This window comes from Clostridium fermenticellae (assembly GCF_003600355.1).
Taxonomy (GTDB): Bacteria; Bacillota; Clostridia; order Clostridiales; family Clostridiaceae; genus Clostridium_AV; species Clostridium_AV fermenticellae.
On sequence record NZ_CP032416.1, the window covers coordinates 1,860,473 to 1,872,941 of the forward strand.

Sequence of the window (12,469 nt, forward strand, 5' to 3'; positions counted from 1 at the left end):
TGAAAATACAGCCTAGGAGTTTTCCTCGACAGTTAGGTATTTTCTAGTCTCTTTGGCAAAAATGGTTTCATTAAGCGATGAGCCGAATTCTTGGCCAAAAATTCGGTTTGAACTTACCTCCACCCTTTTCACTTCAAGGCAGGCTACACTGTACATAGCTGTTACACCACATTACAGGTTTAACCCACTGGCGTACACAAGGTATCTAACCTAATACACAAACAGTGGTCTCCACGAAAGTAGGGTCCAGGGCTGCATGCCATTGCAGCTAGCCCCATCCTTCTTAACTCCCAGCACCAGCCCACAACTGGGCGTTACAAGCCAGCACAAGGAGCTTCATCGATATGCCCTTTAACGGATTTTTAGCCCCGTCTTCGAAAGTACTTACCTGACTAGGATACTGCACCACCATATATCAACATATTTTTAAATTATATCATAGCTTTTAATCTTATTCAAAGTATATATTGAGCTAAATTTATCATAAAGTGCTGATGTATTTTATTTAGTCCTATTTAACAAGAATAGTGTCAATTCTTTTAACTTAGATGTATTACCCGGAAAAGTATCTAATATTTCTACACACTCTGATGTTATAGAATTACACATCTCAACACATTTATTTATACCATAAACTGTTATAAAAGTTGTTTTATTATTTTTGAGGTCACTTTTTGCCTTTTTGCCTAAAGTTTTTGTATCACCAGTTATATCTAAAATATCGTCCTTTATTTGAAATGCAAGCCCTAATTTTCTTCCATAATAGTCTAAATTTTTTAGATGATCGTGTTTTGCTCCACCAAGTACAGCACCTGAGAGTATTGCCGCATTTATCAAAGCTCCTGTTTTTTTACTATGCATATAATATAACTGCTCTACAGATATTTTTTTATCTTCACTTAATATATCTACTGTTTGACCGCCAACCATTCCTTCTACACCAGCACCTTCGGAGATAATTCTACAAGCATTTATTGCACTGTTATCCCTCATACAATGCTTGAACATAATATTCATAGCTTCATTTAACAGTCCATCTCCTGCGAGTGTTGCTATGGCTTCCCCAAATATCTTATGGTTAGTTGGTTTTCCTCTCCTTAAATCATCATTATCCATACAAGGCAAATCATCATGTATTAAAGAATAAGTGTGGATCATTTCAATGGCAGACGCTATATCAATAATATCATTATAATCCTCCTTATATAGCATATAAGTTAAAATCATTAAGAGAGGTCTTATTCTTTTTCCACCAGCATTCAAACTGTATTCCATAGCCTCATATACTTTTTTATTATAAGATCCTTTTCCCTTAAAATATTCAGTCAAGAAAACGTCAATCTCAGCTTTAATACTATTTATGGTTCCATTTGCATCCATGCTGTATTTTCCCCATTTCCTATTTATAATATATAAATTACAAAGCAAAAATTTCAATTATTATTTCATTCAAAATCCTTTTCTGATTTTTCAGTAAGAATTTTAATCTTTCCTTCAGCATCACTCAAGCTCTTATATAATTTCTGATAAAGTTTAATGCCATCCTCATATTTTTTAATACTTTCTTCCAGAGAAAGCTTTTCACTATCCATTTCATTTACAATGACTTCAAGCTTATTTAACATGCTCTCATAAGATTCATTTTTCCTAGGCATAATACATCCCCTTTACAACTAATCAATATCACTCTGAAGTATAAAACTTTTACTTCCATCCTTAAGTGTTATACTAACCTCTTTTGTGTTAGAAAGAGTATTTATGTTTGTTATAATATTTTTATCTTTATCTTCAATTACAGCATATCCCTTTTTTAATATATTAAGCGGATTATTTACAGATAATAGCTCCTTCATATGCTGCAGTTTCTTATCTTCTTGCTTAATTCTACTATTTACTTTTATATTGAGTAACTCGTAAAATCTATCAAGATTATTATATTGATTTGCTATATATATAAGCGGGCTATTAGAATTTAACTGTTTAAGAGTAATTTGTAAATTATTAGATTCATTATTTAATCTTGAATTTATTTTTGTATACAAAAAATCTTTTAAGCTAAAAAGTTTATTATAAAATTCATTTAAATCAAACACAACTATCTCAGCTGCTGCCGAAGGAGTTGGTGCCCTTCTATCACTCACAAAGTCCGCTATGGTATAGTCAATTTCATGACCTATTCCTGTAACAACCGGCTTAGATGAATTATATATTGCACGTGCCAGAAGTTCATCATTGAAACACCATAAGTCTTCTATAGATCCTCCGCCTCTTGCTATTATTATAACATCTATATCATCTATGCTATTTAATCTATTTATACCTTCTATTAAATTTTTAACTGCTTCTTTTCCCTGTACCAATGAAGGATACAATTTAATACTTATCTTATTATTCCTCCTCGAAGCAACATTTATTATATCCTGTATTGCTGCACCAGTAGGAGAAGTTATAACTCCTATATTTCTTGAATATAAAGGTATACTTTTCTTATGTGTTTCTTCAAATAGCCCTTCTTCACTCAATTTATTTTTTAATTTCTCAAATGCCACATAAAGTTCTCCAATACCTTCTCTCTGCATTTCATTACAATAGAGTTGATATACTCCTTCTTTTTTATAAACAGATACCTTTCCCTTTACAATCACTTTCATACCGTTTTCTGGTACAAAGTTTAATGTATCTGCTGAATCCTTAAACATTACACAGTTTATTTTGCTATACTCATCTTTAAGGGAAAAATATATATGACCGCTGCTGTGAAATTTTAGATTATATATCTCACCTTTTATACATAAATTTGCAAGTATAAAGTCATTATCCAATACTTTTTTTAAATAACTGTTTAAATTGGATACAGTTAGAGTTTTTATATACATATCCTCACCTTTTATTAATAAATTTACTCCTTATTTTTTATCATTTTTCCAAGTATACCATTTACAAAAGCTGCAGATTTATCTCCAGAATACTTTTTAGCCAGCTCTATAGCCTCATTTATGGATACATTTTTCGGTATATTGTCTTCATATAAAAATTCATATGTACATATTCTAAGTATAGCCAAATCCACCCTTGATATCCTGTTAATCTTCCACTTTATAAGGCACTTCTCTATCCCGTCATCCAATTCACCTTTTTTTTCCTGAATCCCTTTAAGTACTCGCGTAACATACGACATATCTATATCAGTTAAATCCATATTTTCCTCATCACTTTTATCTGTTTTCAAATTAGACAGTAACTCCGATTCATTATTGTCCACTTTTAAGTTTTCCTTTAGATTATCTATTACCTCTTTAAAATCTTCCTTATTTATAGTCATTTGGAATAATAACCTCATAGTCAATTCCCTGGATTTTCTTCTATTCATCTTTTCCTCCCATTAAGTAATTTTGTCCTCATATGAATAATTATTAACATTTCCAATTCAATTATACTTTAAAGTATTCATTTAATTCAAGTAACCCTTATATGCTCATGCATAATATAGGGAATCAAATTACAAAATAACTTGATTCCCTAGTTAGACAAATTTAAATTAACATATTATAAATTTTATTCATCCGTTTCTTGGGCTTTTTCCTCAGATTTTGAAATCATAACATTTTGCACATGTATATTTACTGCTGAAACATACAATCCAGTCATTGACTCAACTGCCTTTTTAACATTTTCCTGTACTTCTAATGCTATATCAGGAATTCTAACACCGTATTCAACTACTACATATAAATCTATAGCAGCACTATTCTCTCCTACACTAACCTTAACACCCTTGGATAAATTTTTCTTTCCGCTTAATATCTGGGTTATTCCACCAACAAGACTGGCACTCATTCCAACTATACCTTTTATTTCTGTTGTAGCCAAACCTGATATAACTCCGACTACTTCATCGGATATCTTAACAACTCCCATATTAGTTTCGCTGCTTAAATTTTCTTCCATAAACGGCACCTCCTCTGTGTTTAAAAACACAAAATAACTTGCTTATATTATACCAAATAGCAATTTCTTTTACAAACTAAAGAAGAGACCCACACTTAAAATTCGTGTCAGCCTCCTATAAATAATTTTATTGCTTAGTCTCTATTTCTACATCCTGCACTTTCGATATTCCAACAACGACATTTTTTATATCTCTTGTTTGTTTATCTGTAAGTTTATTTTTGGATTTTACAACCACTCTAGCTTTATTGTCCTCAACAGAACAAATTACATCCTCATAACCTTTACTCTTCAAAGTAGTCTCTATTTTAGATTCATAATTTGTATTCATAGCTAATTGAGTATACTTTTCTGCTGCCTCATCTCTATTACTTTTTGTAACATTCTGATCATCAATTAATGTTTTTAAAGTTTGAAGAGTTTGTGCATTTTTTTGATCACGAGTCAATTTTGATTCATCGAAATATTGGTTTTCACCAGTATCCTTATTCGTATCACTCTTACTCTCGTCCTTATCATTATTAAATGATACCGTGCTCTTGCCACTTGTACTGTCTCCTCCATTTACATACAGAGGATTATTGAGTTTAGTTGCCATAACCCCTGCACACACAATAAGTACCAAAAGAGTAACAATAATAGCTCCTTGTTTTTTATTCACTTTAATTCCCCCAATCAACCTTTCTAAAAAATTATATGCTAAAAAACTTTTATATATACTACTTTTTCATAGGATAAACATTAACTTTATCCTGAGGCAGATTAAACAAATCCATTACAGCTTTAGTTATTCTAAGCTGTGTAAGATCATTTTCGGCTCCTTCAGCGACTACACATACACCTTCAACTTTAGGCTTATATTTTTTCAATATGAGTGGTTCAGACTTGCCGTCATTATTCGTAATTACAACAGTACTTCCATTATTCTTTTGAACTGAATTTCTTACACCACCAGTAGTATCTTTTTCTTCTGTAGTATTAGTAGAATCATTTACATTTACTGCTGGCACCTGCTCTTCACTACCTTCAAAACTTACCATTACATCTACTTTTCCAACACCTTCTATACTTTGCAAGGTACTTTTTAGTTTGTTCTGAATGGATGTTTCATAATCTTCAGAATTTTCACCTGTCGACTCTGTGCTCTGCTTTTGAACTTGATTTTTGTTATTGTTCTCAGAACTACTTCCCGTAATTTCTGAAATACTGCTTGATTTAAAAAAACTAGCTGCTATGACTATAAGTATTCCAGATAAAAATAATATCAGTAGATTTGTAGAATTTTTCTTATTTGACTGATTATTTTTGATAGATTTAATAGTCTTATCTAGAATATTTTTAAGGTTCATATATTCTTCCTCCTATATCGTATTTCACTTAAATTTTATATACCTGTATTACATTAGTAGAAATATTTAATTCATCACTTAAATACTTCTTGATTTCTGCCGCCTTATTTTGATCTATTTTTCCATCGGATGTTTTACTCTCTACCGATTTACTGCCTATATTTATACTAATATTTTTTATCTTTTCTACACTTCCATCTTTAACACCGACCTTTAAATCTTTTATAGTTACTTTTTCATTATCATTATCCATACACGCATCTACATTAATCTTATAAGTCTGGTTAGGATATTTCTCTTTAAGTTTTTCTTCGCAGCTATTTTGCAGATTTAATTTAAAATTTTCCATCATCTCGTTAATACTTTTCTGTTTATATTCATTAAAATCACTTTTATAATTGTCACTATCAAAATTTTGAACAGCAGTGTTAACATATGAATCTATATTAATATCATTATTAAATAATTTAATTACAGGATTTATAAAAACAGTAATCATAATTAAACCAAGTACGAATTTAGCATATTTTTTGAGGCTATTATCCGGGAGTATCATTTCCACTGCCGTAATAAAAAATACTGCTGTGCATATAGTTATAATCCAATTTCTAAGTGCTTGAATCACACGTTATACCTCTTTTCTTAAGTCTTCTAATTTTACCCTGTTAGTATTACCTTGCCCGCGGAGGCAATTATTGCTATCATTATGAAAAACATTATTGAAACACAAATTAAACTTGACATAACAAGTATTAATGAATTTCCAGCAGAAGTCAGACAATTCACTACTCTACTATCACTTATAGGTTCTATAAGTGCTGCAGTAAGTTTATATGAAACCGCTATAATTAAAATCTTTATTATAGGAAGCAACATAATGCATACGAGTATAACCAGGCCAACACTGCTTATAGCATTTTTTAATAGTATTGAGTACCCGGCTACTGTCGAAACAGCATCAGAGAGACTTTTTCCTACTATTGGTACAAAATTATCTACAGCAAACTTCGCAGTTTTAGCAGCAACCTGATCAATAGTTTTAGCAGTAATACCGCGTACTGTTATAATTCCTATAAATACTGTCATTATTATTCCCTGAGCCCATAACACGCATTGATTTAAAAGCCCAGTGAGTTTGTCTACCTTATAATCCAAGGATAGATTATTTACAAATTGAAGAACAAATGCCATCGTTATTATCGGAATTATTATATTCATGAACAATCTTGCGCTTATAGTTATAGCTCCAAGTATTATCGGATTCATAACAGCAGCTTCAACAACCCCTCCTACACTTCCAACTAACATTATCAAAATTGGAACCAACGCGGTCATAAAATTTGTCATATCATTTATTGTCGTTCTTGCTATATCTACACCTATGTAAAAACTTTTTGCTATGATTATTATAATAAGCGAATAACATGCATAATAAGCAATATTAGATAAATTTTCATCACTAAAAGCTTTTTGTAAATTAGTAAGTAGTGCACATATAATAACTATTATAACTACCATTGATAAAAGTTTTAACGAAGATAGAGTCTCTTTCATTGAATATGTTATTAATGCTTTTATTAATTGTTTATTATCAAATTTTCCATCACCAGTTTTCATGAAGTTCTTTACATAACTTTTAACATCAAATTCATTCATTAACTCATATTTAGTTTTCATATTTGAAATATAATCGTAAAATTGTTCAATTTTCTGACTTGACTCTGTATCTTGAATATTATTTTTGCTGTAGTTACTATTTATATCCGCAGCTTGTACATTAAAGCTAATTTCTAAAAGCATAAACAAAATTAGTATAACCTTTTTCATATTTAACACCTACATTATCTTTAGAATAGATTGAAGAACAGCCATTAATATAGGAATCGCAAGTGTAAGTATAAGTATTTTGCCTGCGAATTCAACTTTTGTGCCTATATTTTCCTGGCCTGCATCTTTACATATTTGACTGCAGAAAGAAGCTAAATATGCAATTCCAAGTATCTTGAAGACGGTAGTCAAATACACAAAATCTATATTGGCCTTATTTGCCAATTGTTCAATAAATTGAAGTACAGCCGTTATTTTAGATATCATAAATAAGAATATACAAATTCCAACTGCTATGCTAATATAAACGGCCATATCATCCTTTCTATCTTTAAAAAGTAAAACTATAAATAAGGCAATAAATGCAAACGTAACTATTTTTATTATCTCCATAGTTTTCCTCCTAAAGTTGAAACATTGTCCTGACAGCAGTGAATAACCTATTTATGAGGCTAATAACCATTGTAAGTACTATGAGAATTCCTGCTAAGTTTGCTACTACTGCATAATCTCCTTTTCCACTTGATTCTAATACCTTATCTATAAGCATTACAATTATGCCAATACCAGCTATTTTAAATATCAAGCTCACATCAAGCATTTTTTAACCTCCTCTTTCATCTAGGGCTTAATAACTTATCAAATAAGCACTATAACTGTCATTGCACCAAGTGCAAACCCAAGATATCTGTACATTTTAACATTGCTGTTCATTAGGTTCTCTGAGATTTCTATTTGACTTTTAAAGTTATTAAGAGTTAATAAAAACATTTTTTTCTGTCCTTGTATATCTGACTCTCCCAAAGTTTTAGACATATCTAATAGTATGTATAAATCCTCATCTTTGAGATTTAAATATTTTTTTTCATCATCTATTACCTTATTAAATGCTTCATATACACTATCTACTTTATTAAGCATCAAAAGTTTTGAAATATCTTCAAATATCTTTTTCACACCACCAAAACTTTTTTTTGACACAGTCATAATTGCCTCCGGGAGAGGTGTGTGTGTGTACACTATTTCATTTTGAAGCTGTATAATACACCTTTCAATTTCCTTTAATTCCCTGGTTCTTTTTTTTAAATTTTCACCATACATGTAACCTATTGCCGTAGAGGCACCTAATATCATACTGCATCCTAAAATCCTGATCATCCTACCGCCTCCACATCATAGTTTTACTATTAAAATCATATACATATTCAATAGTACCAGCTCCATTTTGTGTACTTAAAACTATACATCTTTTGAATACATTATTATCTATAATCTCTTTAAAAACCGGCCTCTTATATAGATCCTCCACACCATATCCATGTATTGTAACTATCAGACTAATTCCCGAATTCAGTGCAGTAACAATACTATCCATTTCTTTATATGTTCCTATTTCATCACACACAACCAAATCAGGTGACATACTTCTTATTGCCATTATTATACCGTCACTCTTAGGACAACTATCCAGAATATCTGTTCTCACTCCAACATCCAGCTGTGGAACTCCATTGTAACATCCAGCTATTTCACTTCTCTCATCAATTACACAGACTTTTTTACCTGATAGGCTTAAATTATTAAATCCATTTGAAACATTTTTAGTTATATCTCTTATTAAAGTTGTTTTTCCACATTTGGGTGGTGAAATTATTATGCTATTTAAAATTTCACCTTTAGATACTATAAATTTCATAATTTTATTTGAGCAACCAGATACCTCATGACAAATCCTAATATTTATAGATCCTATATTTTTTATAGTCTTAACTTCATTTTTTTCTATGATACATCTTCCACAAATTCCTATTCTATGTCCTCCTCTTATAGTTATATATCCCTTCTTTATTTCTTCCTCAAATGCATATATAGAATAGTTGCTTATCCTCTGTATAACAATTTTCATGTCTTCTTTTTTTACAACATAATCATATATAAATTCATCATTCCCAATTTCAATTATCAGAGGTTTGTCCATTCTCATTCTTATTTCCTGCAGTTTATCATTATCCAAAACACTTTTTAGTACATTATTTATGCCTTGTGGCAATATATTTATAATTTCTTTAGTATCTATCTTTCTCATCTCCCTTCTTTATATTAATTTTTATTTATTAATCACAAAAATTATTACACTTAATTAAAAATTATCTATAAGATTATAGCTTTATATAGGGTTTGTAAAATGAAAAGTTAATCTATCCCCCGGGAGATGCTGCCAAAATCCGGTACTATAAATGCAAGCTTAAACTTACTAGAAATTTTTTACGTTACATATTTTGGAAATTCAGGACTGCGCATAAGTTAAGCTTTCAGTTACAAACGCAAAAAAAATGAAGGGTATCATATGATACCCTTCATTTCTACGTATTATAATTTTTTAGGATCTACATCAAGAGGCATTTTATTGTGGCAATTAGGACATGTTATATCTTCTCTTTGATCTATTATATCTTTATCAACATATATATCATCACCACAATTAGAGCACTTAAATTGTACAAAATTGTCACCTTCGTCTTCATACAATTTATAATCATCATAGTATGGATCATCATCCAAATAAGTTAAATTATTACCCACCGCATCCATATATTCCTCAATACTTTTTTGTGATTCAGATATATTCTCTATTTCCTCAGCCATAGACTTCAATACGTCTACTATTCCAACTAATACTTTTCCTTCTTTAGTATCTTTATCAATCTGCAATCCATCCATAAGGCCATTTATATAAGAGACTTTTGACAAAATTGAACTCATTTAACCACATCCTTAAATTTATTTCGCCACATATAGGGTTTGTAATTCCAAGCTTAAGTTATACGTAAGCTGACATTTCCAAAATGTAGGCACATTAAAAAATTTTTCAGTAAATCTTAGTGAAGTATTTTTGAAAACCTTAGTAGATTTTATATGTTTGAGCCTGCGAGTTTATAAAATCTGCTTAGATTTTTATAAATACAAACTTAGACTTACTGGAAATTTTTTAGGTTACAAATTTTGGGAATGTTAGCTGAAGTATAACTTAAGCTTTCATTTATAAACCCTATAACAAACTAAACTCTTTCCATATATTCACCAGTTCTTGTATCTACTCTGATCATTTCCCCTTCATTTACAAATATAGGTACCTGGACTACTGCACCTGTTTCAAGTGTAGCAGGTTTAAGAACATTAGTTGCAGTATTTCCTTTAACTCCTGGTTCTGTATGTGTGATCTGTAATTCAACAAAGTTTGGAGCTTCTACTGAAAAAGCCTCTCCCTTAAAGAATTTAATTACTGCAATCATATTTTCCTTTAAAAATTTTATAGCATCTTCAACTTTTTCATATTCTAGTGGAATCTGTTCAAAAGTTTCCTGATCCATAAAGTAATATAATTCTCCATCTGAATATAAGTATTGCATTTCTTTTCTTTCAATCACTGCTTCTTGAAGCTTTGCTGTAGGATTGAAAGTTGTATCTGTAACTGCTCCTGTTATTACATTTCTAAGTTTAGTTCTTACAAAAGCAGCTCCTTTACCTGGTTTTACATGAAGGAAGTCTACTACAGTATACACTTGTCCATCTTGTTCAAAAGTAGTTCCTTTTCTTAAATCTCCCGCTGATATCATTATGTATCCCTCCAAAACTTTTTAATCAATTTATATTATAACCTTTTTAGGCAATCATATACATTTTATTTTATACATATAAGGTGCTTTGGTGATCTAGATAACACTTCCACACCATTTTCATTTATTACAAGTAAATCTTCTATTCTCACTCCACCAAAATCAGGTATATATATCCCTGGCTCATCAGTCACTACCATTCCTTCTTCTAATTTTACTGAATTTCTATAACTAACAACTGGCGATTCATGAATATCTCTTCCAACTCCGTGTCCGAGACTATGTCCAAAACATTTTCCATAACCCATATGGCTTATATAGTCTCGTGCTACTTTATCAACATCACATGCAGGTACATTAGCTCTATATGCATTTAATGCTCTTTGCTGTGCCTCGAGAACAATATCATATACTCTTACCATCTTATCCGACGGTTTACCAATTACAACAGTTCTAGTCATATCCGAACAGTATTCCTTATAAATGCATCCATAATCCATAGTTAAAAATTCACCTTCTGATACAACCTTATCGGTTGCCTCTCCATGGGGTAAACTAGACCTCACACCCGATGCCACAATAGACGGAAATGAAAGACCCTTTGCCCCAAGCTTTTTCATATAAAATTCGAGTTCAATCCCAATTTCCCTTTCAGTCATACCAGGTTTTATAAACTTGACAATATGATCAAATGCACTATCCGCAATTTCAGCTGCTTTTCTTATAAGCTTTAACTCATCATTGTCTTTTATAGTTCTTATTTTTTCAATAATTCCATTCATTGGCACTAGATTACATTTAAGACCATTCCTATACTCTTCATACGTCTTATATGATATTACATCTTCCTCAAAGCCAAGATTTTTTACATTATTCTTTTCAACTAAATCTGATAGCAATTTAATGAATGACCCATTATTCGTATAATCTAATATTTCATAACCAATCACTTGATTTGCAGCCTGTTCTGTAAATCTTGAATCCGTAATAAAAAATTTCTTATCCTGCGTTATTAAAGAAAAACTTTCATTTCCAGTAAAACCACTTAAATAATTTCTATTAGTATCTCCAAATATAAGCACTGCATCCATGCTATTATCCAACATTAATTTTTTTAACTTTTCTATTCTTTCCTCAATCATAAAAAAATACCCCCAGTATATAATAGAAGAATAGATTAAAATCTTTTGATTTTTTTAATCATAATAATAAATCAATAAAACACATATGAACTGCAAAATAAGCATAATAAACAATGTTATTTTATCAAAACTTGTGATTATTTGCAAATATTATATGAGCTATGATAGTTATTCATCTTCTTTAAATTCAACATTTATATCCGCATTTAAAACAGTATCACACTCCTGTTTTAAACTAATTTTGCCAAAATTCTTAAATCTATCTTTTGACTGCAATTTTTTTAGCACGTTATCTATATCTTTAAAGTTTCCAATAGTACCTATTTCCATACTAATAGTTTTCTTATTATCATTTGTTTCTAAATTCTTTATGTACAATTTATCATCATTTATAAATTCTTCTATATCCTTATTATAACTGTATTTATCCAATTTTTTATGTTTTTGATTCATTTTACTTAAATTATTTATCTCATTTTGCGTGTTATAAAGTGTTCTTTTTAAATTTAAAATTTGAACAGGTAAAACTGTCAAAACAATGATACCTGATATTATTAAAACTCTATACACTATCTTTTTCATTAAA

The 12,469-nt window shown here is 30.3% G+C and carries 17 protein-coding genes; all 17 read right to left on the reverse strand.

Annotation, left to right across the window (positions count from 1 at the left end):
- Window positions 1-501: 501 nt before the first annotated feature.
- Window positions 502-1,380 carry a polyprenyl synthetase family protein gene (locus tag D4Z93_RS08635; RefSeq protein ID WP_119972570.1) on the reverse strand — a complete coding sequence of 293 codons (879 nt, stop codon included), beginning with the start codon at window positions 1,378-1,380 and terminating at the stop codon, window positions 502-504.
- Between the two features lie 65 nt (window positions 1,381-1,445).
- Complete coding sequence (locus tag D4Z93_RS08640; protein WP_119972573.1) at window positions 1,446-1,655, reverse strand: exodeoxyribonuclease VII small subunit; 210 nt, start codon at window positions 1,653-1,655, stop codon at window positions 1,446-1,448.
- A gap of 18 nt (window positions 1,656-1,673) precedes the next feature.
- Entirely contained in the window at window positions 1,674-2,876 is a 1,203-nt protein-coding gene (gene xseA / locus D4Z93_RS08645) for an exodeoxyribonuclease VII large subunit (protein ID WP_119972575.1), read from the reverse strand.
- A 23-nt stretch (window positions 2,877-2,899) separates the two neighbouring features.
- Window positions 2,900-3,370 (reverse strand): transcription antitermination factor NusB, encoded by a 471-nt coding sequence (nusB, locus tag D4Z93_RS08650; protein WP_119972578.1) that lies wholly within the window; start codon window positions 3,368-3,370, stop codon window positions 2,900-2,902.
- Window positions 3,371-3,555: 185 nt separating this feature from the next.
- On the reverse strand, window positions 3,556-3,948 hold the full coding sequence (locus tag D4Z93_RS08655) for an Asp23/Gls24 family envelope stress response protein (protein ID WP_119972581.1): 393 nt from the start codon (window positions 3,946-3,948) through the stop codon (window positions 3,556-3,558).
- A gap of 127 nt (window positions 3,949-4,075) precedes the next feature.
- Window positions 4,076-4,609: a SpoIIIAH-like family protein gene (locus tag D4Z93_RS08660; RefSeq protein ID WP_119972584.1), complete on the reverse strand. Its 534-nt coding sequence runs from the start codon at window positions 4,607-4,609 to the stop codon at window positions 4,076-4,078.
- A 58-nt stretch (window positions 4,610-4,667) separates the two neighbouring features.
- Window positions 4,668-5,297: a stage III sporulation protein AG gene (gene spoIIIAG / locus D4Z93_RS08665; RefSeq protein ID WP_119972587.1), complete on the reverse strand. Its 630-nt coding sequence runs from the start codon at window positions 5,295-5,297 to the stop codon at window positions 4,668-4,670.
- A gap of 28 nt (window positions 5,298-5,325) precedes the next feature.
- Window positions 5,326-5,922: a stage III sporulation protein AF gene (spoIIIAF, locus tag D4Z93_RS08670; protein WP_119972590.1), complete on the reverse strand. Its 597-nt coding sequence runs from the start codon at window positions 5,920-5,922 to the stop codon at window positions 5,326-5,328.
- Between the two features lie 32 nt (window positions 5,923-5,954).
- Window positions 5,955-7,124 carry a stage III sporulation protein AE gene (gene spoIIIAE, locus D4Z93_RS08675; protein WP_119972593.1) on the reverse strand — a complete coding sequence of 390 codons (1,170 nt, stop codon included), beginning with the start codon at window positions 7,122-7,124 and terminating at the stop codon, window positions 5,955-5,957.
- A gap of 9 nt (window positions 7,125-7,133) precedes the next feature.
- Entirely contained in the window at window positions 7,134-7,517 is a 384-nt protein-coding gene (gene spoIIIAD, locus D4Z93_RS08680; RefSeq protein ID WP_119972595.1) for a stage III sporulation protein AD, read from the reverse strand.
- Between the two features lie 10 nt (window positions 7,518-7,527).
- Window positions 7,528-7,725 carry a stage III sporulation protein AC gene (gene spoIIIAC / locus D4Z93_RS08685; protein WP_119972598.1) on the reverse strand — a complete coding sequence of 66 codons (198 nt, stop codon included), beginning with the start codon at window positions 7,723-7,725 and terminating at the stop codon, window positions 7,528-7,530.
- 38 nt (window positions 7,726-7,763) lie between these two features.
- Window positions 7,764-8,282, reverse strand: coding sequence for a stage III sporulation protein SpoIIIAB (gene spoIIIAB, locus D4Z93_RS08690; RefSeq protein WP_119972601.1), 519 nt, complete (start codon window positions 8,280-8,282; stop codon window positions 7,764-7,766).
- A gap of 1 nt (window position 8,283) precedes the next feature.
- A complete protein-coding gene (gene spoIIIAA / locus D4Z93_RS08695) occupies window positions 8,284-9,201 on the reverse strand; it encodes a stage III sporulation protein AA (RefSeq protein ID WP_199798431.1) in 918 nt (305 codons plus the stop codon).
- 293 nt (window positions 9,202-9,494) lie between these two features.
- Window positions 9,495-9,887 carry a CD1247 N-terminal domain-containing protein gene (locus D4Z93_RS08700; protein ID WP_119972607.1) on the reverse strand — a complete coding sequence of 131 codons (393 nt, stop codon included), beginning with the start codon at window positions 9,885-9,887 and terminating at the stop codon, window positions 9,495-9,497.
- 296 nt (window positions 9,888-10,183) lie between these two features.
- Complete coding sequence (efp, locus tag D4Z93_RS08705) at window positions 10,184-10,741, reverse strand: elongation factor P (RefSeq protein ID WP_119972610.1); 558 nt, start codon at window positions 10,739-10,741, stop codon at window positions 10,184-10,186.
- A 65-nt stretch (window positions 10,742-10,806) separates the two neighbouring features.
- Complete coding sequence (locus tag D4Z93_RS08710) at window positions 10,807-11,883, reverse strand: M24 family metallopeptidase (RefSeq protein ID WP_119972613.1); 1,077 nt, start codon at window positions 11,881-11,883, stop codon at window positions 10,807-10,809.
- Window positions 11,884-12,051: 168 nt separating this feature from the next.
- Complete coding sequence (locus D4Z93_RS08715) at window positions 12,052-12,465, reverse strand: hypothetical protein (protein WP_119972616.1); 414 nt, start codon at window positions 12,463-12,465, stop codon at window positions 12,052-12,054.
- Window positions 12,466-12,469 lie beyond the last annotated feature (4 nt).